At 42.2% G+C, this 25,377-nt stretch carries 25 protein-coding genes and 1 rRNA gene; 11 read left to right on the plus strand and 15 right to left on the minus strand.

The window, feature by feature from the left end; genetic code table 11:
* Positions 1 to 40 precede the first annotated feature (40 nt).
* Complete coding sequence (locus H4683_RS16980) at positions 41 to 286, plus strand: hypothetical protein (RefSeq protein ID WP_225942167.1); 246 nt, start codon at positions 41 to 43, stop codon at positions 284 to 286.
* 48 nt (positions 287 to 334) lie between these two features.
* Here H4683_RS16980 and mnhG read toward each other — a convergent pair whose 3' ends face one another.
* The 7 genes from mnhG to H4683_RS17015 are packed head-to-tail and all read right to left on the minus strand — an operon-like array spanning position 335 to position 6,095.
* The gene (mnhG, locus tag H4683_RS16985; RefSeq protein ID WP_192600020.1) at positions 335 to 715 is read right to left on the minus strand and encodes a monovalent cation/H(+) antiporter subunit G; all 381 of its coding nucleotides are present in this window, start codon (positions 713 to 715) and stop codon (positions 335 to 337) included.
* Positions 696 to 980: a Na(+)/H(+) antiporter subunit F1 gene (locus tag H4683_RS16990; RefSeq protein ID WP_192600021.1), complete on the minus strand. Its 285-nt coding sequence runs from the start codon at positions 978 to 980 to the stop codon at positions 696 to 698. The genes mnhG and H4683_RS16990 overlap by 20 nt, the downstream gene beginning before the upstream one ends.
* Positions 977 to 1,456 carry a Na+/H+ antiporter subunit E gene (locus H4683_RS16995; RefSeq protein ID WP_192600022.1) on the minus strand — a complete coding sequence of 160 codons (480 nt, stop codon included), beginning with the start codon at positions 1,454 to 1,456 and terminating at the stop codon, positions 977 to 979. The genes H4683_RS16990 and H4683_RS16995 overlap by 4 nt, the downstream gene beginning before the upstream one ends.
* Positions 1,457 to 1,462: 6 nt before the next feature.
* Entirely contained in the window at positions 1,463 to 2,944 is a 1,482-nt protein-coding gene (locus H4683_RS17000) for a Na+/H+ antiporter subunit D (protein WP_192600023.1), read from the minus strand.
* Complete coding sequence (locus H4683_RS17005) at positions 2,937 to 3,278, minus strand: Na(+)/H(+) antiporter subunit C (RefSeq protein ID WP_192600024.1); 342 nt, start codon at positions 3,276 to 3,278, stop codon at positions 2,937 to 2,939. The genes H4683_RS17000 and H4683_RS17005 overlap by 8 nt, the downstream gene beginning before the upstream one ends.
* On the minus strand, positions 3,278 to 3,700 hold the full coding sequence (locus tag H4683_RS17010) for a Na(+)/H(+) antiporter subunit B (protein ID WP_192600025.1): 423 nt from the start codon (positions 3,698 to 3,700) through the stop codon (positions 3,278 to 3,280). Before H4683_RS17010 ends, H4683_RS17005 begins: the two co-directional genes overlap by 1 nt.
* Complete coding sequence (locus H4683_RS17015) at positions 3,687 to 6,095, minus strand: Na+/H+ antiporter subunit A (RefSeq protein ID WP_275403094.1); 2,409 nt, start codon at positions 6,093 to 6,095, stop codon at positions 3,687 to 3,689. The genes H4683_RS17010 and H4683_RS17015 overlap by 14 nt, the downstream gene beginning before the upstream one ends.
* 162 nt (positions 6,096 to 6,257) lie before the next feature.
* On the opposite strand from H4683_RS17015, the gene H4683_RS17020 reads away from it, so the two are divergent.
* Complete coding sequence (locus H4683_RS17020; RefSeq protein WP_192600027.1) at positions 6,258 to 6,833, plus strand: YufK family protein; 576 nt, start codon at positions 6,258 to 6,260, stop codon at positions 6,831 to 6,833.
* 16 nt (positions 6,834 to 6,849) lie between these two features.
* On the opposite strand, the gene H4683_RS17025 is transcribed toward H4683_RS17020, so the two are convergent.
* Positions 6,850 to 8,703 (minus strand): transglycosylase domain-containing protein, encoded by a 1,854-nt coding sequence (locus H4683_RS17025; RefSeq protein ID WP_192600028.1) that lies wholly within the window; start codon positions 8,701 to 8,703, stop codon positions 6,850 to 6,852.
* 74 nt (positions 8,704 to 8,777) lie between these two features.
* Positions 8,778 to 10,010: an MFS transporter gene (locus tag H4683_RS17030; RefSeq protein ID WP_192600029.1), complete on the minus strand. Its 1,233-nt coding sequence runs from the start codon at positions 10,008 to 10,010 to the stop codon at positions 8,778 to 8,780.
* A 126-nt stretch (positions 10,011 to 10,136) separates the two neighbouring features.
* Between H4683_RS17030 and H4683_RS17035 the strand changes: the two genes are divergently transcribed.
* The gene (locus tag H4683_RS17035) at positions 10,137 to 10,871 is read left to right on the plus strand and encodes a peptidylprolyl isomerase (protein ID WP_192600030.1); all 735 of its coding nucleotides are present in this window, start codon (positions 10,137 to 10,139) and stop codon (positions 10,869 to 10,871) included.
* A 42-nt stretch (positions 10,872 to 10,913) separates the two neighbouring features.
* Positions 10,914 to 11,132, plus strand: a complete 219-nt coding sequence (locus tag H4683_RS17040; RefSeq protein ID WP_192600031.1) for a hypothetical protein — start codon at positions 10,914 to 10,916, stop codon at positions 11,130 to 11,132.
* A gap of 24 nt (positions 11,133 to 11,156) precedes the next feature.
* Here the strand turns inward: H4683_RS17040 and H4683_RS17045 are convergent, their stop codons facing one another.
* Complete coding sequence (locus H4683_RS17045) at positions 11,157 to 12,332, minus strand: PatB family C-S lyase (protein ID WP_192600032.1); 1,176 nt, start codon at positions 12,330 to 12,332, stop codon at positions 11,157 to 11,159.
* A 73-nt stretch (positions 12,333 to 12,405) separates the two neighbouring features.
* Here H4683_RS17045 and H4683_RS17050 point away from each other — a divergent pair, with 73 nt between their 5' ends.
* Positions 12,406 to 12,666: a DUF1871 family protein gene (locus H4683_RS17050; RefSeq protein ID WP_192600033.1), complete on the plus strand. Its 261-nt coding sequence runs from the start codon at positions 12,406 to 12,408 to the stop codon at positions 12,664 to 12,666.
* A gap of 85 nt (positions 12,667 to 12,751) precedes the next feature.
* Here H4683_RS17050 and H4683_RS17055 read toward each other — a convergent pair whose 3' ends face one another.
* On the minus strand, positions 12,752 to 14,080 hold the full coding sequence (locus H4683_RS17055; protein WP_192600034.1) for a sodium-dependent transporter: 1,329 nt from the start codon (positions 14,078 to 14,080) through the stop codon (positions 12,752 to 12,754).
* A 377-nt stretch (positions 14,081 to 14,457) separates the two neighbouring features.
* Here H4683_RS17055 and yugI point away from each other — a divergent pair, with 377 nt between their 5' ends.
* Positions 14,458 to 14,832, plus strand: coding sequence for a S1 domain-containing post-transcriptional regulator GSP13 (yugI, locus tag H4683_RS17060; RefSeq protein WP_192600035.1), 375 nt, complete (start codon positions 14,458 to 14,460; stop codon positions 14,830 to 14,832).
* Positions 14,833 to 15,173: 341 nt separating this feature from the next.
* On the opposite strand, the gene H4683_RS17065 is transcribed toward yugI, so the two are convergent.
* Positions 15,174 to 16,490 carry an AAA-type ATPase lid domain-containing protein gene (locus H4683_RS17065; protein WP_420826576.1) on the minus strand — a complete coding sequence of 439 codons (1,317 nt, stop codon included), beginning with the start codon at positions 16,488 to 16,490 and terminating at the stop codon, positions 15,174 to 15,176.
* Between the two features lie 133 nt (positions 16,491 to 16,623).
* On the opposite strand from H4683_RS17065, the gene pruA reads away from it, so the two are divergent.
* The 3 genes from pruA (at position 16,624) to H4683_RS17080 (ending at position 20,768) form a co-directional block, all read left to right on the plus strand.
* Positions 16,624 to 18,168: an L-glutamate gamma-semialdehyde dehydrogenase gene (gene pruA / locus H4683_RS17070; RefSeq protein WP_192600037.1), complete on the plus strand. Its 1,545-nt coding sequence runs from the start codon at positions 16,624 to 16,626 to the stop codon at positions 18,166 to 18,168.
* An 81-nt stretch (positions 18,169 to 18,249) separates the two neighbouring features.
* Positions 18,250 to 19,443 (plus strand): ornithine--oxo-acid transaminase, encoded by a 1,194-nt coding sequence (locus H4683_RS17075; protein WP_192600038.1) that lies wholly within the window; start codon positions 18,250 to 18,252, stop codon positions 19,441 to 19,443.
* Between the two features lie 80 nt (positions 19,444 to 19,523).
* Positions 19,524 to 20,768: a Glu/Leu/Phe/Val family dehydrogenase gene (locus H4683_RS17080; RefSeq protein ID WP_192600039.1), complete on the plus strand. Its 1,245-nt coding sequence runs from the start codon at positions 19,524 to 19,526 to the stop codon at positions 20,766 to 20,768.
* 225 nt (positions 20,769 to 20,993) lie between these two features.
* On the opposite strand, the gene H4683_RS17085 is transcribed toward H4683_RS17080, so the two are convergent.
* The gene (locus tag H4683_RS17085; protein ID WP_192600040.1) at positions 20,994 to 21,230 is read right to left on the minus strand and encodes a DUF378 domain-containing protein; all 237 of its coding nucleotides are present in this window, start codon (positions 21,228 to 21,230) and stop codon (positions 20,994 to 20,996) included.
* A 119-nt stretch (positions 21,231 to 21,349) separates the two neighbouring features.
* On the opposite strand from H4683_RS17085, the gene H4683_RS17090 reads away from it, so the two are divergent.
* Positions 21,350 to 22,513: an iron-containing alcohol dehydrogenase gene (locus H4683_RS17090; protein WP_192600041.1), complete on the plus strand. Its 1,164-nt coding sequence runs from the start codon at positions 21,350 to 21,352 to the stop codon at positions 22,511 to 22,513.
* Positions 22,514 to 22,565: 52 nt separating this feature from the next.
* Here H4683_RS17090 and H4683_RS17095 read toward each other — a convergent pair whose 3' ends face one another.
* Complete coding sequence (locus H4683_RS17095; protein ID WP_192600042.1) at positions 22,566 to 23,567, minus strand: cation diffusion facilitator family transporter; 1,002 nt, start codon at positions 23,565 to 23,567, stop codon at positions 22,566 to 22,568.
* A 12-nt stretch (positions 23,568 to 23,579) separates the two neighbouring features.
* Complete coding sequence (locus H4683_RS17100) at positions 23,580 to 24,302, minus strand: MgtC/SapB family protein (RefSeq protein WP_192600043.1); 723 nt, start codon at positions 24,300 to 24,302, stop codon at positions 23,580 to 23,582.
* A 981-nt stretch (positions 24,303 to 25,283) separates the two neighbouring features.
* Between H4683_RS17100 and H4683_RS17105 the strand changes: the two genes are divergently transcribed.
* A 16S ribosomal RNA gene (locus H4683_RS17105) occupies positions 25,284 to 25,377 on the plus strand; the annotation flags it as partial.

Below are 25,377 nucleotides of genomic sequence, written 5' to 3' on the forward strand. Positions count from 1 at the left end.
AGCTAGGTATGAATAGGCTAAGTGGGAAAGGGGGATGACTATGCCTCGACATTTTGATGGTCATCGCGGCTTCGGGCGTGGTTTTGATGGTTTTGGACGTGGTTTCGGATTTGGTGGAATAGGCGGCCCGTTTCTAGGGGGATTCGTTGGAAGCCTTCTTGGGAGTACACTGTTTCCATCGTATGGATATGGTGGTTATCCGGGAGGGTACCCATCCTATGGAGGATACCCTTACTATGCTTACCCACCCTATGGATATCCACCATACGGGTATTATGGGTATTAAAAAAGAAAACACGCATGGCAACCAGATTCCCGGTTGCCATGCGTGTTTTTATTCATCTTCCCGTGGAGGTAGTTGGTTTTGTCTCGCCTTTTTTACAACTTCAGCAAGGTCGTCACCAACAGTTAGCACTGTCGGTTTTACACCGGATAAATAGGCAGCTCGGCTCATTAGGTGTCCCCCAATTGGAGAAGTGATGAACAGGAATACGATCCCTAGAATGAGTTGTATACTAAAGTGCCCTTCATTGAACCAGAAGTGAAAAAAAACACCTAAAAGAATGCTAAGCACACCCAACGTAGCACTTTTAGAAGCAGCATGTGCTCTTGTGTAGACATCAGGGAAGCGTAAAATACCAATGACTGTGACAAGGGTGAAAATGACACCGACAACGATCGTCAAGACGATAAGACTATTTGCTAGTACGGTCACGTTCGATTATCTCCCCTTTCTCAATGAATTTGGAGAATGATACGGTCCCGATGAACGAGATGATAGCAATCAATAAAATAACCTCGATGAAAAACCTCGTAGCGAATAAAATCGATAATAAAGCGGTAGCAGAAATAATCATGACCCCAATCGCATCAAGCGCGATAAGTCGGTCAGGAATGGAAGGGCCGCAGAACACACGATAGAGTAGGCCCATCATCGATAAGATGACAAGTACTAAACAAATCCATATAAATGTTATCATGGGCGGCTCACCTCCTTGATCGCTTTTTCAAATGAATTCTTGATGGAATCAATGGCGTCATCCACATCGTCAACATCAATTGCATGAATATAGAGCGTCCGTTGATCATCTGAAACATAAAGGACAATCGTTCCCGGTGTCAAAGTGATTAGACTAGCTAACAAAGTGATTTCCCAATCATGCTCAAGATCCGTCGGCAATGCAAAAATCATAGGTTGGATATTTAGATTGGGACGTAACACGAGAAGCAGTACTGAAATATTTGACAGTGTTAACTCCTTAAAGAAGAGCAGTGTCAATTTAATAGTTGCCCATAGTCTTTCGATGTAAAGTCTTTGTTTGAAAAAACGTCTCATCATAAAGATAAGCAGGAATCCGATCAAGTAGCCGACGATGAACGTCCTAGCATTCATCGAAGAACTCATGAACATCCAAACGGAAGCGATGAAAAAGTTCAATAATATTTGGAAAGCCATCGTTATCTACTCCTTTAACACCGCATCTATATAGATGGATGGTTGTAGTAATACGTCTGTGGCATCCGACATATAAGGGATGAGCCATTCAGTACCGACGCCATATAGCACGGACAGGACGACTAACACGACGGAGGGAATCATCATACTGCGGTATGGACGACGATCTGTCTTGGGTAGTTCGACTGGTTTCCCCCAGAATGCGTAGATGAAAATGCGCATGACGGATAATAAGACAACTAGGCTCGATGCAAGAATAATGATGCTACCTACTACGTTTCCAGCCTCGAATGCACCTTTTACAATCAGCATTTTTCCAACGAAACCGCTAAGTGGCGGAATACCTGCAAGTCCGAATGCTGCGATTAAATACACCCAACCAAGTGGAGCATGGGTTTTCATTAATCCGCCCATTTTCCTCAAGTTAGAAGTGCCGGTCACATAGATGATAATCCCGATTAGCAAGAATAAAGCACCCTTGATAAGCATGTCATGCACCAAGTAGAAAATCGCGCCTGATAGTCCGGATTCATTCATTTGTGAAACACCGAACAGTATGACCCCAATTGCAATGACAATATTATAAATGATAATCTGTTTCAAATCGAAGTAAGCAAGTGCACCGATACAGCCCGCAATGATAGTCAGGATCGATAATACGAGTAACAGTTCATGAGTGAACCCAATGTCATGAACGAAGAACAATGTGTACGTTCGGATGATTGCATAGACACCGACTTTCGTTAATAACGCTCCGAATAGTGCAAGCACGGGTATCGGAGGAGCTGCATAAGATCCGGGTAACCAGAAATAGAGCGGGAAAAGAGAACCTTTCACACCAAACACGATAAGAAAAAGGACTGCAATTACCGTGATGATTCCAGGTTGTCCGATTTCTGCAATCTTCACTGAAATATCGGCCATATTCAACGTTCCGATAACGGAGTAAAGATATGCAACGGTAATGACGAATAAAGCAGATGAAATGACATTGACAAGTATGTACTTGATTGATTCGCGGAGCTGCCTTTTCTCGCCACCTAAAACGATTAAGAGATAAGATGCGATGAGTAGCACTTCGAAGAATACGAACATATTGAAAATATCGCCAGTTGTAAATGCGCCATTGACACCCGTTATCATGAATAGAATTGCTGGGTAATAAAAGAAGCGTTCACGCTCTTTACCGATGGAACTGAAGCTGTAAACGACGACAAATAGCGTGATGATAATTGTTGTTGTGACGAGTAACGCTGAAAACATATCCGAGACCATGGAAATACCGAAGGGTGCTGGCCAACTTCCGAGTGTAATTGCTTGAACGCCATCCGCTTTCACTTTAGAGATAAGGAACAACGATGAAGTCAGGGCGGCAAGTAGGCCGATAACTGTTAGCGAACGTTGTACTCGGATATTCTCTTTGAAAAAGAGGAGTACGATTGCGAAAAAGAAAGGCAAAATGATCGGAAATAAAAGAAGATTAATCATGCTCGTCATCCCCTCTCATGAGATTCATATCGTCTGTCTTATGCTCAGCATAAGTCCGGTAAGCGAGGACGAGGATGAATGCTGTTACACCGAAACTAATAACAATTGCCGTCAAAATAAGCGCCTGAGGCAATGGGTCTGCATAATCAGTCACACCATCAGCAAGTACAGGTGGTGAAGTACCACCAAGACCGCCCATCGTCAGGATGAGTAGGTGGGCACCATGACTTAGCAGACCTGTTCCAAGAATAATTTTGAGAAGGCTTCTGGAAAGTATCAAATAGACTGCGGCCATGAAAAGAATACCAATGACAATCGCCATGAGAAGTTCCATTATGTATCTCCCCCAATCGTTTGAATCATTGTAATTGCCGCCCCAACAACCACAAGATATACACCTGCATCGAAAATCATTGCAGTATGTAAAGAAGTTTCTCCGAACAGTGGTAAATTGAAATGGCTAAATGCGTGAGTGAAGAAAGGAACATCGAAAAAAATCGAACCTGAAGCAGTCCCAAGAGCGAGTAGCAAACCGATACCCGTCATAATCGTGAAATTGAATGGTAGGGCTTTTTGAACCGTTTTTAAATCGAACGCAAGGAGCAGTAGGACAATGGCTCCCGTAGTAAGCAATCCTCCAACAAAACCTCCACCGGGCGAATAATGTCCCGCAAAGAAGATATGGATTGAAAAAAGGAAGATGATGAAAAATACGACTTTCGTTGTCGTCTGTAGAATTACATCATTTGTTTTCATCCTTAGCCTCCTTTCTCGCCAACTGAAGACGAATCATAGCAAGTACACCGATTCCTGCTACCGCGAGAACAGCAATTTCAAATAATGTATCAAAGCCCCGGTAATCTACTAGAATTACATTGACGATATTTCCGCCACCGGCCTCTGTTGCTACTGTATCCTTATAATATTGTGAAATAGATGGAATCATCTTTTGCGAATGTGCGGACAAAGCAACCAATGTCACCGTTATGCCAACAGCGGCAGCAATAATCGCATTGCCAAGTCGATTGCGTTTTGTTTCACCATGCGTTTTGAGCGCCGGCAAACGTTGGAATGCCAATAAGAACAAAGCCACCGAAACTGTTTCAATAACCAACTGCGTAAGGGCTAAATCCGGTGCTTTGAAAATGACGAAGAACAATGAGACAGAATAACCAACAGCACCGAGCGCGATGATAGCTGCTAATCTTGTTTTCGCCAGAATAACCATTACAACAGCTGCAACAAGAATGATTGCAGTCATGATACCGTAAACACTCACAGCTGTGAAACTATCCATATCTACAATAAAAGCATTTTTGAGGAATAGTGTCGCAGTCGTAATGGATGCGATGAATGCAAACATATACATCAAATACGTGCGAATTAAACCTGTCATATAGAAGCGAGAGAGGCGATTCATGCCATTTTCACTTAGCATCATCATCGAATCATACAATACATTCAACGACAAATAGTGTGGCTGGATATCGTAAAGTTTTCGCCACTTTGTCATTGTTAAGTACAAAACGACACCGAGACCAACAAGTGCAATCGTCATCCATAATTCCGGTGAGGCGAAATCATGCCAGGCGGCAACATGTACATCTACTTCAGAAGGGTGACTATACAATCCAGGTTGGATAGCCATCACGGCTGGTTTTACGAGCCATTTCCCAACCAGGTTAGGGATGAAGAATATCCCAACCACTAATGTAGCAAGAATAACGGGTGCTACTAGCATTCCAACAGGCGCTTCATGTGGTTTTTTCGGAAGCTTGTCCACTTTGTTACGCCCAGTAAATGTCTTGAACACAAAATAGAAACTGTAGATAAATGTAAATACACTTGCAACCCATGCGATTACAGGGAACAAGATACCCCATGTAGCGAAGTTGAACAGTTCAAAGTTCCGAAGTGCCAACATCGATTGAAAGAACATTTCTTTACTGAGAAATCCGTTGAATGGTGGAAGTCCTGCCATTGACATCGAGCCGATAAATGCAACGGTAAAGCTGACAGGCATAATGCTCATCAAACCGCCTAGCTTTCGGATATCACGCGTCCCGGTTTCATGGTCAATAATTCCTGCAATCATGAATAAACTACCTTTGAAAGTTGCATGGTTGATCAGATGGAAAATCGCAGCGAATGCGGCAAATTTAAAAATTGCATCATCCGAATGATACGCGACGGCACTAGCGCCAAGTAGAGACATGATTAGTCCAAGCTGACTCACTGTGGAAAAGGCAAGTATCGCCTTCAAATCAGTCTGTTTCACCGCAAAGAGGGAGCCCCAGAACAAGGTTAGAAGTCCGATTCCCGTCACTAGCCAAATCCACACTTCAGAAACTGCAAATATAGGTGTGAACCGAGCGACAAGGTAAAGCCCTGCTTTCACCATCGTTGCGGAGTGAAGATAGGCACTAACTGGTGTAGGCGCTTCCATTGCATCTGGCAACCAGATATAGAAAGGGAATTGTGCAGACTTCGTAAATGCGCCAAGTAATACTAGAATAAGCGCAAGTGTAAAGAATTCATGTCCTATAAAGGATGAAGAATTCGCAATGAGTTCACGAATAGAGAACGAATCTCCCATAATGCCGAGTAGAACAAATCCCCCGAGCATCATAAGTCCGCCGAAAACAGTAATCATCATAGACTTTAATGCGCCAAATCGTGAACGGTCGCGTGTATTCCAGTAGCCAATGAGGAGAAATGAGGAGATAGATGTGAGTTCCCAGAATAGATAGAGGGAGATGACATTATCCGACTGCACAACGCCTAACATCGCACTCATGAAAATAAGTAAGTAAATGTAAAAATTATTTAGTTTTTCCCGATCTTTATCGAGATAAAAAATGGAATAGAGGACAACAAGTGCACCTATACCGGTAATGAGCAATGTAAACAAGAGACTAAGTCCATCTATATAGGAGACGAACGAAATGCCGAGGGACGGAATCCATTGCAGTTCTGATACCTTATGCCCGCCGTCCATTGTTGTCGTGATAAATCCTGCATAATAGATGAATAAGGCGATGGGTACGAATAACACGAACCATCCTGTATGTATGCCTTTCAGATACTTGAAAAGTAGCGGAATGAAAAGGGCAGCCACAATCGGTAGAAAAATCAATAGTACGAATCCCAAGAGAATCCTCCTTCCAAGTGAATGTAACATTATTCTAAGTGTTGGTTAAAAGTATAACGTAATTAAGCCACTTTTGCATAGACTAGTTGTTGCCTTTGTTGCAAAGTCTAACTCCCTTCATATACTATGGGAATAAGAAAAAAATACTTTTTGAGGTGTCGAATGAAAAATCCTTATTTATTTGGTTATATTCCTTTTGTAACCATCTCCCTTTTTAGTTTGACATTCGGAGTGTACACAGTAAGTGTATCCGTGGAGTTGTTCAAAGAAATTGGTTTGTATGCAGGCATGCGTGAGTTCTTAACGGATATACAGCTACGGATTTTCCTGCTTGTTATCTATGCACTTCTTTTCTTTATGGTTTTTTCGGCTTTGAAACTGATTGCGGAGACGATTCACGAAACAGCGATGTTATTCTTTTCAAAAGACGTAGAGGGTAAATCGTATAGCCAGGCGCGAGGAGGAAATGTTATCTACTTTTTCGGTGCATTTGCCTCCGCAGTCGGCATCTACTCCATTAAAATCCTGGTAACAATCTTCTTATTGACGACCTTTATTTACTTCGTCTATGTCGTTTATAAGTTAAGTAGATTCATGACTACCGAAAGTACGATTGGTCTCATCGTATTTGAGATTATGGTTTGGAGTGTGCTTATTTCCATCATCGTCTATATATTATTAAAGCTTTATAATGGCGTAGTCGCGAGCTTGCCTTTCATGGAAAATAAAACAGACTAGCCATCAATATGATTGACTAGTCTGTTAGAAGTGTAGAGAATATTTTTAAATGGATTTTTTGATCACTCACCCATTGTATTGATTGTGGATGATCAGTACCAATCCAGACAGCGGTTGTATAGCGGTCGTTCAGTCCGGCGGTCCATATGTCTTTGTAATGGTCCGTCGTTCCTGTTTTTGCCCCCGTATAAGATGTTGTATATGAGATTCCGCGTCCGGTACCATTTACAACAACATCTTCCAGCAAACTTCGCATGATTGATACGGTAGCGGAGGACCAGACGTCAATCTTTTCATCCTGCCAATCGTAAAGTACATTGCCATTCCTGTCCTTTACTGAACGTATGGCGTGAACAGATTTATAGGTACCATCTATGAAACCGGAATAAGCCCCAGCGAGTTCAAGTGGAGTGACTCCCCTTGAAAATCCCCCCAGTGCGGCGGCATAGTTTCGATCTTTTTTTGAAATCGACTTAAATTTGAAAGGTTCTATAAATTCAAACGCTTCCTCGATTCCTATCATCCGCAACAGGCGGACGGCGGCTGTATTGTGGCTACGTCTAAACGCTTCTTCCACTGTAACAGTACCGTAGATGGAACCGCCGATATTTGTAGGACAATAGGAACCAATACAGATGTTTCCACTGTTGATGGGCGTGTTTTCCCTATAAGTCGTGCTTTCGAAGAGGGGTGCGTAGACAAGAATCGGCTTGATGGCTGAGCCGGGTTGCCTAACTGCTTGATAAGCCCGGTGGAAATCAGCTTTTCTATATCCTTTTCCACCGTATAGGCTGACGATTTCCCGGGTATCATTGTCGATAACGGCTGCTCCCGCTTGCAATCCTTCTGAATTTAAAAGTGAAGAGATCATTCGTTCGTCCCGCTGTTGTTTTATGGGCTCAAGTGCTGTTTCGATGATGGGCCCCTCAGCCAAGATTTCGGATGTCCGCTGCTTTATCCTCATTTTCAACACATTCTTTTCAGATTCATCTCCCACATGAGCAATCTTTTCGTTTAAGCCTTCTGATTTTGCAATTAGTTGTTCAAGTTCAGAAAGGACATAGGTACTGTATGTGGGGTAGTTGTTTTCTTTCTTTTTAACTTTTAATTTAATCTCTATCTTCATTTGCAAATTGGCCTCTTTAGCTGTCAAGACTCCATTTCGTATAAGTATCGAAAGAAGGCGCTCCTGTCTCTTTTTTGTATAATCGAAATGTCTTAAGGGATCATATAAAGAGGGATTGTTCGGGATTGCTGCGAGGAAAGCTAGCTCCGCCACATCTAGTTCACCAATCGGCCTACTGAAGTAATACGTCGCGGCTGCCCCGATACCATATACTTGATTACCGAAATACATTTCATTCAAATACATTTCAAGAATTTCGTTTTTCGTCGACTGTTTTTCAAGCTCAGCCGCATAAAATAGTTCAGTCAATTTCCGTTCATAGGTTTTTTCGGGTGATAAAAACCGCATTCGTACGACTTGTTGTGTAATTGTGGATCCACCTTGTTTAACATCATCAGTTGCTGAGTTAACGGCGAATGCACGGACGATTGCTGCAAGATCATATCCCCGATGCTCAAAAAATCCAGTATCTTCACTCTCAAGAAAGAGTTGACGTGCAATAAGTGGAATAGAAGAGAGTGAAAGAGGTTCGCGCCACTCTACGTATTCTTCCGAAAAAACAAGGCCATTCCGATCTTTCATCGCTACAGGCAGGCTGACAGGCAGCGATGTAAGTTCGATGAAATCGCTCATTTGTTCTTTGAAAGAACCAGCACTGTTTAATTCGGTGGCGATTGCGTCTTGGACAATAAAAAGGATAGGAATTGTAAATAGGATAAAGACACAACCGATGACTTGTTTCAACACCGAGCCTCCATTCAAAAATAGGGTATGAAAAAAATATAGCACACTTCCATATATGAAGTGTGCTATATTATTTAATTTTGTGTATGTTGTTCTTCTGCCTCAAGAAAATCCTCGAAATTTTGAATGGGTTTACGTTTTGCATAATAGAGGAAACCGAAAGCGATAAGGAACAGTGTAGCTGTAGCGATGAAGACAGACGATATGCCGATAAATCCACTGACAATTCCACCGAGCATCGGGCCGACAATATTCCCGAGAAAACGGAAGCTCGTATTATAGCCCATGACTTCTCCTTGAATGTTTATTGGCGCTTCACGTCTAACGAGGGCAGTGGTAATCGGGATCATGCCACCCACCGCGATTCCGAACAATAGTCGACAGACAATTAGTTGCCAAAGCTCTGTTACGAACGCTTGTGGAATGATAAAGAGGAACGACAGAATAAGGAGAATAGACAACACTTTTTCATAGCCAATATCATCCCCCAATTTCCCCCAGCGACGAGCAAATAAAAGATTCCCAATACCAGCTACGCTAAACGTAATGCCGGCTAGAAATGCAACATCTTTCGCATTCGTTAGTTCGGCTACATATAAAGACAGGAGTGGCTGGACAGCGAAATTTCCAATTTGAATAAGTGTGGTAACAATCATGACGTTTAACATCAGACGGTGATGCAAGAGGCCACTTAAAATCGTTCTTCGCGAATAGTGGATAGCCCTCGCGTTTTTCACTCTCTTCTGTTCCTTAATACCAATTAGGACAATAATCGCGGCGAGTGTAACCGAAATGGAAGTGATGATGAATGTATATTGAAATCCGAATGCATCTGCCAATAACCCACCTAAAACAGGGCCGAATAATGTACCGGTCACACTACCCATCTGCAATGTGCCTAGCATTTTACCCGCTTCCTTTTTCGCTGTATTCGCGGAAACAAATGCAAGCGATGTGGGGATGAATCCTGTAACAATACCATTAACGAGACGTAAAAGGAAAAATGTTTCGACAGAATTAACGAAACCCATCAAAAGGACGGATATCGCAATACCAAATCCGTTAATGAGCAGAATGGGTTTAAATCCGTATTTATCAGCGACCCTTCCCCAAATAGGTGACATGATGAAAGCGGTGACGAATGTAGCTCCGAAAATAAGACCAGACCATTTTTGGACATATGCATCGGAATGATCCCCGAACGTTCCGATATAAAGGGATAGGAAGGGCATAATCATTGTCATCGTTCCTGCTACAAGGAAGTTAGCAACCCAAATGATGATGAAATTCCGTTTTTGCACGTCCATATAAAAACCTACTTTCTTATCGTGCGCTACATTCATTATAAAACAGTTCGAGACACGAAGGAAGTATCGTGCTTAATCTTCGAAATGGGTGACTTGATATGGTAAACTAATTCGGGGTGAATGAATATGAGAAAAACCTTAATCTCTATTGTGACTCTCTTTTTAGTCGTTATACTCGCCGCTTGCGGAAAAGGAGTAACGGATAATCAGGATCAGAAAAAAGGGGGAGCCACTGAAAATTCTTCAGTGGACAAAAATAGTGTGAATGGACAAGAGGAGGAAACAACAATGTATCCACAGTTATCGAAAGAAGTAGCAGCAAACGAGGCACTTGTCGTGATGAACACAACACTCGGCCCTATTAAAATCAAGCTATTCCCGGAACAAGCACCAAAAACGGTTGAAAACTTTTTAACACATGCCGAAAATGGCTATTATGATGGCATCATCTTCCACCGTGTGATTGAAGATTTCATGATTCAAGGTGGCGATCCGACTGGAACAGGGATGGGTGGAGAAAGCATTTACGGTAAAACGTTTGAAGATGAATTTTCGAAAGAATTGTTCAACTTACGCGGTGCGCTTTCTATGGCTAACGCGGGTCCTGGAACGAATGGTAGCCAATTCTTCATTGTACAAGCACCACAATCGACTGGTGGAATGAAAGCCTGGTTACCAAAAGAAATCAAAGAAGCTTATGGCGAAATAGGCGGAACACCCCATCTGGATCAAGCACATACAGTATTCGGTCAGGTTATCGAGGGTATGGATACGGTCGATAAAATTGTGTCTGTAAAAGCAAAAGGAACCAAACCAGTTGAAGATGTGAAAATCGAGTCAATCGAAATCCTGCAAAAATAATTCCAGCCTTGTGAAATTAACGAAGTGAGGATGTGGTTGTAAATGAACGTAATTCTAATGCCGTTCCTTTACTTTCCTGAAGATAAAGCAGAATATATTCCGGCCGCGATATCATTTGTATTCTTCATGGTTTTACTTGTTCTCACCTTTATGTGGATTAAACGTAATTCGAAGAAACAAGAAGAAGAGACAAGAGAATTGGAAGAACGTATTTTACATGAACGCCGCGTAGCAAAAGAAAAACAGCACCCTCAAAATTGAGGGTGCTGTTTTTCTTTTTGTAAATCAACCGTTCAACGCTGTGATGAATCGTTTGACTCCATCTTCTACAAGTGAACGTGGCGTCGCAACGTTCATACGGAGGAACCCGCGGCCTGCCTCGCCGTATTTCGTACCAGGCTCTAGTGCGAGTCTCCCTTTATTCAATAGTTTGTCCATTATCTCATCTTCAGTCAATCCCGTATCTCTGTAGTCAATCCACAGCAAATATGTTCCGTGTGGTTTATTAATTTTAAGACTCGGCACAGCAGCCGGAAGTTCACGGATTACGTAGTCCATATTGGCGGAGATGACTTCAAGCAATTCTGCAAGCCAAGGACCTCCATCCTTATAAGCCGCATTCAAAGCGGCAGCTGCGAAAGGACTTAGTTCCATCTGTCCATGTGACATCGCATTCAACGTGAGTTTTTCCCGTACACCTTCGTCCGTCGCAATCATTATCGCCACTTGAACACCAGCAAGATTGAATGTTTTCGTCGGCGCAACACAAGTGATGATACGGCCCGCTTCTTCGCCTGCAAGCAGTGCTAGTGGGATATGCTTATAGTCTGGGAAAACAAGATCGGCATGGATTTCATCCGATAAAATAAAAATATTATATTTTGTACATAATCTTATTATTTCTTTCAGTTCGTCTTCATTCCAGACAATTCCCCCGGGATTATGTGGATTACATAAGATGAAAAGTTTCACATCTTGTTGTAGACAGTTTTCAAATTCCTCGAAGTCAATTGAATATGTACCGTTCTTTTCTTTCATGACACATTCGACAATTTTACGTTCTTGAAGGCCAGGGATTTGGAAGAACGGTGGATAGACTGGTGGTGTTATAAGAATTCCATCCCCCTTGGTTGTAAAAGTTTCTATAACCGACGCGATTGCTGGTACTACCCCATGATTGAATAACATCCATTCATTTTTAGTTTCCCACCCCTGACGCTCAGCCAGCCATGAACGGACTGAATCTTTACAGCCTTCACAAATGTAGGAGTATCCGAATACCGACTGCTCAAGCGTTTCCCTTATCGCGTCAACTACCACTTCTGGAGCGGCGAAATCCATATCTGCAACCCACATTGGCAAGATATCTGAAGCGTCCTCAATCCCATAGACTACTTCCATTCGGTCCCATTTCACTGAACGGGTTTTCCGTCTTTCAATCACATGATCAAATACACTCACGAATATCCCCTCTTTCCTTTTTTCTCTACTATGCTATCATAAATGAGACTAAAGAAAAATAAGGTGACTTATCGTGCAAACCATTGAAATGAATAAAAAAGCTGTTATCCTTTTGGAAGAATGGGATCCATTCCATGAGGGGAAAAAAGCATATGAACTGGAAATCGTCGATGTCGTAACAGAATTGCATCGCCTTGATCATCCGACGGATCTTGCAAAACGGATTCGGGAAATTTACGAACATTCCTATGAGCTGTGGATTCCAATCGAGAACTGCGTACAAATATCTTATAAGTTGTTGGCAATAAAATACGAAGCGAAGTGCATCGTCTGAAGTAAAGCGCAGAACATCTGGTGTCCGGAGTTTAGACAATCAAAAAAGCTGTACCCATGTAAATGCGGGTACAGCTTTCTTGATTCTAGGACCGGAGTTCAATGATCCAAACGATGAAAATTATAATAATGGCCACAGGTGCTATAAATCGTACGAGAAACTTCCATAAACTGTTCATCACAGGGTGCATACGAAGCTCATCGTCTGTTTGGGATTTCGTTAAAATAAAGCCCGCAAAGAGTGAGATTAAAAGCGCACCGAGCGGCATACCAATCCGGCTTGTCAACAAGTCTGCAAAGTCGAAGATTGTTCCACCGAAAATACGAACATCAGAAAGTATCCCGAATGATAGTGCGCTCGGAATCCCGACGATGAAAATAAGTAGTCCGAATACCCACGAAGCACGCTTTCTTCGATCGTGTTTCGTTCGAATACCGGAGGACACAACAATCTCAAGCATCGCAATCGATGAAGTGAGCGTCGCGAATAGCATCAGAATGAAGAAGATAATCATGAACACATTCCCGAATGGAATTTGGCTAAATATAGCTGGCAATATGACGAAAATTAATCCTGGCCCTTCATCAGGGGATTGACCAAGAGCGAACACCGCTGGAAAAATGACCAGCCCGGCCAAAATTGAGATAACAATATTGAGTAACGACACATTTAAGGCTGACTGACCGAGCCGTTCCTCCTTCGGTAAATAGGAAGCATACGTCATCATGGCCGTCACACCGACACTTAACGAGAAGAATGCTTGTCCGAGAGCAAGGAGAACTGTCGAACCTGTCAACTGGGACCAATCGGGCACAAATAGGAAGCGGACACCCTCCATCGCGCCATCCAATGTCAACGAACGGATGGCTAGGATGATAAAGAAGATGAATAACAGCGGCATCATCCAACGGCTCGCCCGTTCAATTCCGCCGCGAATCCCGCTTTGTACAATCCAGATGGACAACAGCATGAATACCGCCTGTGCGAACAGTACTTCGAACGGATTTGCGATGATTAAATCGAAAAGCTTTCCATGCTCGGCAACATCAAGTTTGAAGAACAGCGCACGAGCAAGGTAAGAGAGAATCCAACCCCCGATGACGCTATAGAATGACAAAATAATAAATGACATCGCAAGACCTAGCCAACCTACTAGATGCCATTTGCGTCCAAGAGCGAGTCGTTTTAGTGCTGTAACAGCATCTGCCTGCCCCATTCGCCCAACAACAAACTCCGCCAATAAAATCGGAAGACCAATCGCAAATGTACTGATGATGAACAGGATAACAAAGACGCTCCCGCCATTTGTTCCTGCCATATAAGGGAACTTCCATATTGCACCGAGTCCGATTGAACTGCCCGCAGCAGCGAGAACGAATCCGATTTTTGAGGACCATTGATCGCGTTGTTTCATTAACAAATCACTCATTTCTATGATAAAGACTTATTTATTGTACATGAGTCAGTATCAATCCTAAACACCTTTGTAACATTTGTATATTTTCTTATTACATACAAGGAGCAAAGAAATTAGTGGGGGAATAATCGGGAACGCGGGATACAGCTTCCGTAAGCTTGGATACATTCGATTATGACGACTTGAAAGAAACAATGATTTTTAAAAGAGAAAAATAGCTACATCAGAATTCGGTTTTTATGGAAAAAGTTATATTCCTATTGGGCTACAACCTTTTTCATACACTTTTTTGCCCAAGACCGATATGCATGGTATAATTTTAGACGGCCTTATTGGCACATACGATACCAAAAATAGATTGGGAGCTGTTTCAAATGGCAAGGAAATATGAAGTGGGAGAAGAGCTTTCCGGCAAAGTAACGGGAATTCAACCATACGGTGCATTTGTTGCGCTTGACGAAGAAACACAAGGCCTTGTCCACATTTCTGAAATAACATATGGATTCGTGAAAGACATCAATGATTTTCTTTCCATTGGGCAAGAAGTCGAAGTGAAAGTTTTAGAAATTGACGATGGTGCAGGGAAAATTAGCCTGTCGATTCGCGCGCTTCAAGAAGCACCACCATCTACAAAGAGAGAAGATCGTCCACGCAAATCATTGCAAGCCCGCGTTAACGAACGCGACGCGGATGGATTCAACTCATTAAAAGAAAAGTTGCAAGGTTGGATTGAGAAATCTGGACAATAAGAGGAACGCAGTCTAAGTTCGCCGCGTCCTGCGGCAACAACTGCATGACCTACATCCTGTAGGCCCAAGCGGAAGTGGCCGTCTAGATGCGACAGGCACAAGACGGTTTGCGGAGAGGCGCACCTCAGCCTCATAGTAAACCCTCTTGTGACCCGAGCATCTGGCCACTGGAGTCTGGACAATAAGAGGAACGCAGTCTAAGTTCGCCGAAGCGGCCTATGATACGTAGTCCTATTCGTCCTGCGGCAACAAGGAGGGATGAAGTTCAATCCCTCCTTGTTGCATGACCTACATCCTGTAGGCTCAAACGAAAGTGAGGACAAGGCGATTAGGCCTTCTCCTCACTTTTTAATTTTTCGAAGCCGGTATTGCAAATTTTGACGACTCATCCCAAGTGTATTGGCGGTTTTCGTCACATTATCATTATGTAACTTCATCGCTTTATGTAAATAATACACTTCTGCTTCGTGCAAAAATTGATCAAGAGGGAGCAATTCTTTATCGGGCTGGATGATGAAATCAGCAGCTTGGATTGTCTCGTCAGTCATATCTCCACTCTTCATCCGAAAATGAAGGGGCAACATATCATATGTAATAACGATTTCGGTCGTAGCAAGTGAGGTGACCTCATTGAGAAGAAACTCGAGCTCTCTTACATTTCCAGGCCAATGATACCCAAGGAAAAGTTGCTCAACCTCAGTAGTAATCCCTTGTAATGCGGATCCGAATCGATCACTCCTGCCAACTAAATAAGTGGAAATAAAGGGCGAAATATCTTCCTTACGTTTTCGCAATGGTGGGACTCGGATTGTGAAAGAGGAAAAGAAATAGTATAAGTCTTTCAGTAATGCCCCTGAGGCTATTAATTCAACAGGGTCATCCCCGATGCTTGCCATGAATTGCCTATCACGTGCGCCTAACTTTACGAGTATTGAAAGTAATTCCTGCTGAAGAGGAATCGATAGCAAATCAACACGCTCACAAAATAATGTAACCGAATCTATATCTGATAAGTCATCGATTAAACGATCGATAAGCAAGGGATCTGAGCTATGGCAGAAAAGTGTATAAAAGAGGCCGTTGGAAGGTGAAAATTCATTGTGGATACTTTCTGCGATAAGATCTTTTCCTGTTCCGGTTTCCCCTATTAACAGGACAGGCAATTTTGCCCGTGCCGCTTTTTTTGCAGTTGAAATAACGGCTTTCATCGATGAAGAATCTGCGATGATCCGATTGAATGTGACGGGATCACTGTTCTTTCTGAATGGCTGTAAGACATACTTCTCAAGTGCGGTTACATCACGAGCTAGTTCCATAGCTCCGATTAATTCGCCGTCATGGTAAATTGGAAATGTGTCATTTATCGTCGTGATTTCTGTACCATTCCGGTTCCAGTAGGTCTGTTTTACGTTTAATTGTATGATTTCGCTTTGCAACACTTTTAACAGCGTACTCTCTTCCTGTTCAAAATTGAATAGCTCCAAAATCGATCGATCGCCGACATCTTCAAGCGCAAGACCTTCAATTACTTTCATTTTTTCATTATAAATAACGGTTTGCCCGTTTTTATCAACAGCATGGATACCAACCTCGACATGATTGACTGCAAATTCATGAAAAGGGAAGAGTGATTCATCGATTTTATTCAAAATTAACACCATCCAAATAAATTTTTTTGAAAATTAATGAATAATACTTGAAATCCGCAACAATCTTTTGCATTATTATATATGTAATCAATTACTAAGTGCAAATTTATTTTGCGTCTCAATTAAAAAAGGAGGAACAAACATGATTCCATACAAACATGAGCCATTCACAGATTTCACGCTAGAAGAGAACAAACAAGCTTTCTTAGAGGGCATGAAGACAGTAGAGGGCTATCTTGGACAAGATTATCCTTTAATTATCGGTGGGGAACGAGTTACAACTGAAGAAAAATTAGTTTCAACAAACCCAGCAAACAAAGAAGAAGTTATCGGTCGCGTTTCTAAAGCAAGCAAAGACCTTGCTGAGAAAGCTATGAAAGTAGCAGACGCAACTTTCAATACATGGAGAAAAGTAACGCCTGAATTCCGTGCAGATGTTCTTTTTAAAGCTTCAGCGATTATTCGCCGTCGTAAACACGAATTCTCAGCACTTCTTACAAAAGAAGCAGGAAAACCTTGGAATGAAGCGGACGCTGATACAGCCGAAGCAATTGACTTCCTTGAATTTTACGCACGTCAAATGCTTACATTGAAAGACGGTATGCCTGTTGAAAGTCGCCCAGGCGAATTCAACCGTTTCGACTATATCCCCCTTGGTGTAGGCGTTGTTATTTCACCATGGAACTTTGCATTTGCAATCATGGCTGGAACAACTGCTGCTGCACTTGTTACAGGAAACACAGTACTTCTGAAACCAGCATCTACAACACCAGTTGTGGCATACAAGTTTATCGAAGTTCTTGAAGAAGCCGGCATGCCTGCTGGCGTTGTTAACTTCATCCCTGGATCAGGTGCTGAAGTAGGAGATTATCTTGTCGATCACCCAAGAACACGATTCATCTCATTCACAGGTTCACGTGAAATTGGAACACGCATTTACGAGCGTGCGGCAGTAGTGAACAAAGGCCAAATCTGGTTGAAACGTGTAATCGCTGAAATGGGCGGTAAAGATACAATGGTCGTTGACAACGATGCAGATCTTGAACTTGCAGCACAATCAATCGTTAAATCGGCATTTGGTTTTAGTGGACAAAAATGTTCTGCATGTTCACGTGCAGTGATTCACGCAGACGTTTACGATCAAGTTGTTGCGCGTATCGAAGAATTGACAAAAGAATTGACATACGGTGATCCAGCAGACCAAGCGAACTTCACTGGTCCGGTTATCGATCAAGCATCATATGATAAAATTATGAGCTACATTGAAATTGGTAAAAAAGAAGGACGTATTGTTGCAGGCGGAACTGGCGATAGTTCAAAAGGATTCTTCGTTGCTCCAACTGTTATTGTTGATTTGGATCCTAAAGCTCGTGTTATGCAAGAAGAAGTCTTCGGCCCAGTTGTCGGAATTTCAAAAGCGAAGAGCTTTGACGAAGCAATTGAAATTGCAAACAACACGGATTATGGTTTGACAGGCGCAGTCATTACTAACAACCGTGCTCACATCGAACAAGCACGTGAAGATTTCCATGCAGGTAACCTTTACTTCAACCGCGGGTGCACAGGCGCAATCGTAGGATACCAACCATTTGGTGGATTCAACATGTCCGGTACAGATTCAAAAGCGGGCGGACCTGATTACTTGCAACTACACATGCAAGGTAAAACAACGTCTGAAACGTTTTGATTTGAACAACCTGCAATAATAAAAGTAGACCCATCAACTTGGTGGGTCTGCCCATTACATAACATACAAGGAGGGAAATGCATGTCAGTATCAGAAAAAATTATTACACAAACGGATAAATACGGTGCGAACAATTATCACCCACTACCAATCGTTATTTCAGAAGCTCAAGGGGTTTGGGTTCAAGATCCAGAGGGAAATAAATTTATGGATATGCTATCCGCATATTCTGCTGTAAACCAAGGGCATCGTCATCCTAAAATCATTCAAGCTTTGAAAGACCAGGCTGACAAAGTGACATTAACTTCACGTGCATTCCATAACGACCAACTGGGTCCGTGGTATGAAAAAATTTGTGAGCTATCTGGAAAAGAAATGGCTCTCCCAATGAACACAGGTGCAGAAGCTGTTGAGACTGCGATTAAAGCAGCTCGTCGATGGGCCTATGACGTAAAAGGAGTTGCAGAAGAACAAGCTGAAATTATTGGCTGTGAAGGAAATTTCCACGGTCGTACGATGACAGCGGTCTCATTATCATCTGACGCAGAATATAAACGCGGATTTGGTCCTATGCTTCCGGGTATTAACCTAATTCCTTACGGTGATATTAAAGCGCTTGAAGAGGCAATCACTCCAAATACGGCAGCTTTCCTAATCGAGCCGATTCAAGGTGAAGCGGGTATTATCATTCCTCCTGTGGGCTTCATGAAAGCTGCAAGAGAACTATGTAAAAAACATAACGTCCTATTCATTGCAGATGAAATCCAAGCGGGTCTATGCCGTACGGGTAAAATGTTCGCATGTGAGTGGGAAGATATGGAGCCTGACATGTATATTCTGGGTAAAGCACTGGGCGGCGGAGTTTTCCCAATCTCATGCGTAGTTGCAGACAAAGAAGTTTTAGGTGTCTTCAATCCTGGATCACACGGTTCGACATTTGGTGGAAACCCGATGGCATGTGCAGTATCGATTGCTTCCCTAGAAGTATTGGAAGAAGAAGAGCTAGCTAAAAATTCTCTTGAGCTTGGGAATTACTTCATGGACGAGCTAAGGAAAATTCAACATCCATCGATTAAAGATGTTCGTGGACGCGGTCTGTTCATCGGAATTGAGTTAACTGAAGAAGCACGTCCATATTGTGAAAAGTTGAAAGAACTTGGTTTACTATGCAAAGAAACGCATGATACCGTTATCCGATTTGCGCCACCACTTATTATCAGCAAGGAAGAATTGGATTGGGCAATCGAAAAAATCAACAAAGTTTTTATGAAATAAAATAAATAGCCAAAATTGTTCTCTAATATGTTATAATATTTGCAAAGAAGACATTATGAATCAAAGAGGCGAAACATTAAATGACTGAAAACCTGAATCTATTCACGTCTACACAAGCTGTCATAAAGGATGCACTTGACAAACTAGGCTACGATGAAGGGATGTTCGAGCTATTAAAAGAACCACTTCGTATGGTAGAAGTACGAATTCCAGTCCGTATGGATGATGGTAAAGTTAAAGTGTTCAAGGGATTCCGTGCACAACATAATGATGCTGTTGGACCGACAAAAGGCGGCGTACGTTTTCACCCTGAAGTAACAAGGGAAGAAGTATTAGCATTATCCATGTGGATGACATTGAAAGCTGGTATCGTAGATCTTCCGTATGGCGGAGGTAAAGGCGCAATCATCTGTGACCCACGAGAAATGTCCATGGGAGAACTCGAAAGTCTGAGCCGCGGTTATGTACGTGCGCTAAGCCAAGTAATGGGACCCGCAAAAGACATCCCAGCTCCTGACGTCTTCACAAACGCTCAAATTATGGCGTGGATGATGGATGAATATAGTCGTATTGACGAATTTAACTCACCTGGTTTCATTACAGGTAAACCGATTGTTCTAGGTGGATCGCAAGGACGAGACCGTGCAACTGCGGAAGGTGTAACAATCATCATTGAGGAAGCGGCGAAACGTCGTGGAATTGATATGAAAGGTGCACGTATCGTAATTCAAGGATTCGGAAATGCAGGAAGCTTCCTATCCAAGTTCCTTCATGATGCAGGTGCTAAAGTTATTGGTATTTCTGATGCTTATGGTGCGCTTCATGATCCGGCAGGTCTTGATATTGACTATCTTTTAGATCGTCGTGATAGCTTTGGAACGGTAACTACACTTTTCGATAACACAATTACAAACCAAGAATTACTTGAGCTTGATTGTGATATTCTTGTTCCAGCTGCAATTGCAAACCAAATCACGGAAAAAAATGCGCACAACATCAAAGCTAAAATTGTTGTTGAAGCAGCGAATGGACCAACTACAACCGAAGGTACTAGAATTCTTACGGAACGTGGAATCCTTCTTGTTCCAGACGTACTCGCAAGTGCGGGTGGCGTAACAGTATCTTACTTCGAATGGGTTCAGAATAACATGGGTTATTATTGGACAGAAGAAGAAGTTCGCGAAAAAATGACTAAAAAAATGGTGGATGCATTCGAGAATGTATACACAGTAGCATCGACGCGTAACATTGATATGCGTCTTGCGGCATATATGATTGGTGTCCGTAAAACTGCAGAAGCCTCAAGGTTCCGTGGTTGGGCATAATCTAAATACAAAAGGCATCTCCTGTTTTTAATAGGGAGATGCCTTTTATCCCGCATTAACGGGCAGTAAGACCCCACTTCAAGTCTTCAAGGAAACAAGAAGACTAAGTGGGGGATTAACTGCACCCCAGTGCTGCGGAATAAAATCCAATTCCGCTTTAAATCCCGAATGGTTAAACTAACAATCAGTGGGGATGAGGAACCCCCTACTAATTGAAGAATAACTTTATGCTTCTTTAGGTCTCGGAATTCTAACTTTCTCTTCTTCACGCCAGTTTTTAAATAATATTCCAAGATTAAAAAGTCCAGAAATTCCGATCACCAGATAAACAAAACGTGCCAACGGTTCCGCAGAGCCGCCAGCCATTTGAGCTACAACATCAAAACGGAAGATTCCTGCCACTCCCCAGTTAAGAGCACCAATAATCGTTATTGCAAGTGCTATTTTATGAACTTTATTCATTAGCAAACACCTCCTTAACTTATTATTCCCATGATTTTTTAAAAAATACATAGGCCTTTATTTTTGCAAAAGGGGATTGTTTTTCGGATAATGAAAGGAAATAAGGGAGGCTTTTATTAATGAATGATTTCGTATTTCAAAACCCGGTCAAGCTTATTTTCGGAAAAGGACAGTTGCAAGAATTGCCCAAAGAACTGGTGGGCTATGGTAAAAAGGTTCTCGTTGTTTATGGGGGTGGCAGTATAAAAAGAAGTGGCTTATATGATGAAGTCATGACGATTTTGAATGATAACGGAATAGAAGTGCATGAACTTTCAGGGGTAGAACCGAATCCTCGTGTCTCAACGGCCCGTAGAGGCGCTACTATTTGTAAGGAAAACGGAATTGACCTCATCCTTGCAGTTGGCGGTGGATCTGTCATTGATTGTACGAAACTCATCGCATCAGCAGCAAAATACGACGGTGATGCATGGGATTTAGTGACACGCAAAGCGTTCGCATCCGAAGCACTACCATTTGGAACAGTTTTGACGTTGGCGGCAACCGGATCTGAAATGAATGCAGGTTCTGTTATTACAAATGAAGAAACGGAAGAGAAATATGGATGGGGCGGCCCATTGAATTACCCGAAATTCTCTATCCTAGATCCCACATATACGCTAACTGTTCCAAAAGACCATACGATTTACGGTATTGTCGATATGATGTCCCATATATTTGAACAATATTTCAACGATGCAACAAATACACCCGTGCAGGATGGAATGCGTGAAGGGGTCTTACGTGCAATTATGGAAGCTGGTCCGAAACTCGTCGAAGACTTAGACAACTATGATTTACGTGAGACAATCTTATTTGCAGGCACAATGGGATTGAATGGTTTTCTCGGAATGGGCAGCAACGGAGACTGGGCCACACATGGTATCGAACACGCCGTTTCAGCAGTCTACGATATCCCACATGCCGGAGGACTTGCGGCATTATTCCCCAACTGGATGCGCTATAACGTCCACGTCAATCCTGCGAGATTCGCGAAACTTGCGGTAAACGTATTCGGGGTAGAGTCGGAAGGGAAGACAGCGGAAGAGATTGCATTCGAAGGTATAGATAACCTTAGATCTTTCTGGACATCACTTGGGGCGCCCGAAACACTTGCATATTACGACATCGATGATTCCAAACTTGAATTGATGGTAGAAAAAGCAAGCGTGAACGGTCCGTTTGGAGGATTCAATTCGTTGAATAAAGAAGCGGTACTTTCGATTTTGAAGGCATCATTATAAAATGAGAAAGCGTCGCGCCAGAGTGTGTTTACACTCGGTGCGACGCTTTTTATTATTCGGGAAGCTTTGAATTAAATTGTTGATCTTTTTCGGTAGGGTTAGATCTTTGCCATGTTAGAATGCCATCGTCTTCATCGAAAGAAATAATAACGTCTTGTACGCCTTTTTGATTAAGAATAATAGCCATAAGTCGATCACGTACATCGTCAACATAAGCGACTGTATGATTTGGATTGACTTCTACAACAACTTCAACATGAAGGAATTCGCCTTCCTTGATCACCTCAACACGTTGAATATCTCTTACATCAGGATCCTCTGCAACTAGATGAGCGATATGATTGAGCATTTCCTCATCAGTTTCCCCAATGGCACCGCGTGCATTTTCAAGGAATACTTTTCCCACAACGTAAAACATCATCATTCCAATCAAGATGGAAGCGATACCCTCTGCAGCGAGCAACCCGAGAAAGTGAGCGAGAAGAACCGCGACAAAAGCGAGAATTCCTCCGCATGTTGCAACTAAATCTTCCATGAACACAAGTTTTGTTGGTGGCTTCGCACGATTTAGGTGACGAAAACTCGTCGTAAGAGGGGCAAATCCCCCTTGATTGATCCCTGCTTCATGGAGAACTTCTTTCCCTGCTTTGTAAAAAACAACGAACTCTAAAACTATTCCGATGCCTAGAACGGAAAGGTTAATAATTAAACCACCGGATGCGACGGGATTCATGATATGATGCCATCCCCCAATGATTGCTTCATAAGACATGATAGCAACGACAATGACAGCGCCAAGGCAAACTAAGTTGACGACCCGACCAAATCCATTCGGGTATTTCGGAGTTGGGGCTTTTTTCGATAATGCTGAACCGATATAGACAAAAAACTGATTCGCGGCATCTCCGAGGGAGTGCAACATTTCTGCAAACATGGCAACGTTGCCAGTAAGGAAGAAAGCACCCGCTTTAAGACCTGCAATAACTGTATTAACGATTGCTGCGAGTAAGGATGGTTTATTGCCACCTTTTAATAGTTTCAGTAAGTCCGACATAAGTACCCTCCGTCATGTGAAGATTTCAATTTCTACTGATTCGATATAAGGAAGCTCTGATAATTCGATGTATAGCTGTGATGTCTGTTTTTTAGGTAATAAAGTGAGGCGGATATCCAGTTTGTGTTTTAAAGATTGATTGGGTTCAACAATTTTACAAATACGTAAATTTTCAATTGACATTCCTTCCGATTTTAAATAAAAGATAAGAGCCTCAATCTTCGACATCTCCACTATTATGAAAATGAGAGAAACGTCCTTTGTCCGAAGACGTTTCGGTCCGAATTTGCCAAGCAAGGGAGCGAGAACTTCAATAACAACCATGACGCTAAGGACAGCGAATGCAGCTTCGATGTAAAAACCTGCACCGACAGCAATTCCGATACTTGCCGCTCCCCAAATCATCGCTGCTGTGGTCAAGCCGCTAATGCTGTCATTATCTCGCCTCAAAATCGCGCCTGCACCAAGAAAACCGATGCCGCTCACAACCTGCGCTGCCAAACGAAGAGGATCCATTGTAACATTTATATCATTTCTCGACGGAACAAGATACGCTGATTCAATAGAAACAATTGTCAAAAGGCAGCTAAAAGTAGCGATGACCGCACTCGTCTTCAATCCAATAGGTTTCTTTTTCATTTCCCTCTCTACACCGATGACTAAACTTAATATCAAAGCAATCGTGATTTTAATCAATACATCAGGATACATTGCTTCATTTAATAGCCAATCCATCATCGTCCCCCTTGAACATTCTAATCTTCTTTCTAAATTAATAGTAGTATGCCCGTTATTGTTTAAATTGCCTTAAACAATAAAAATGAAACCTGGAAAGCCTTTCGAAATAGAAATGTTTTAAACGAAAAAAAAGAACTTCTACTATAATATACGTTTGCGGATTGCTCGATAAGCGTATTTGCAATGTTTTTAGGTATACTTAAAAGGAGAGTCGAGTCGGTTGGACATTATTCTGGACTTGATAAGTTGCAGTCCAGAATGCGAAACTTGATTATAAATCTATTTAGCCGTGCATTCTTCTACTTATGACTCAAATGAGTGAGCAGGAATGCTATCCTAACGATGATTTACTTTAAGCTGGAAGTGCTCTAAGTGCTCTAAGTGCTCTAAGTGCTCTAAGTGCTGTTAGATGCATTCTTATTTATAAGTAGAAACATTGTCATAGCGGGGGTAATACTGGTCGGTATAGATAAGAATGCATAGGGAATAAAATTATTTTTAAAAAAGACTTGATTTATCTATGCGTTATGTTGTATATTAGTAAATGTCCTCTGAGAGAGAAACACAACGACGAAAAAAGAAATTCAAAATAGTTGTTGACTCGAATAGGAAGAAGTGTTATATTAATAAAGTCGCTGTTAAAGCGAATGAGAAATGGGATAAGATTTTCCCCTTCTAATGAACCTTGAAAACTGAACAGCAAAACGTCAACGAAATACAGTTTGGGAAACCGGTTCTGCCGGTGGAACAAACACAATCGAATCTTCGGATTCAAAATTGACATTAACGAGAGATTGAAATATATCTTTCTTACTTAATGCCAGCAAAAAGAAATGAGCAATCATTTTCTTCCACTGGCGGTCGAGACGTAGTGCAGTGCTAGGAGATGAGCGAGAGAAGAAAGGAGCGTACTTAGGTACGTGACTGACTGATCGAGTGAAATCGACAACGCAATGCGCTGCGTATCGACTAGCCAGTATTATGGAGAGTTTGATCCTGGCTCAGGACGAACGCTGGCGGCGTGCCTAATACATGCAAGTCGAGCGGAACATAAGGAGCTTGCTCCTTATGT

Source organism: Sporosarcina limicola (assembly GCF_014873855.1).
GTDB classification, from domain to species: domain Bacteria; phylum Bacillota; class Bacilli; order Bacillales_A; family Planococcaceae; genus Sporosarcina; species Sporosarcina limicola.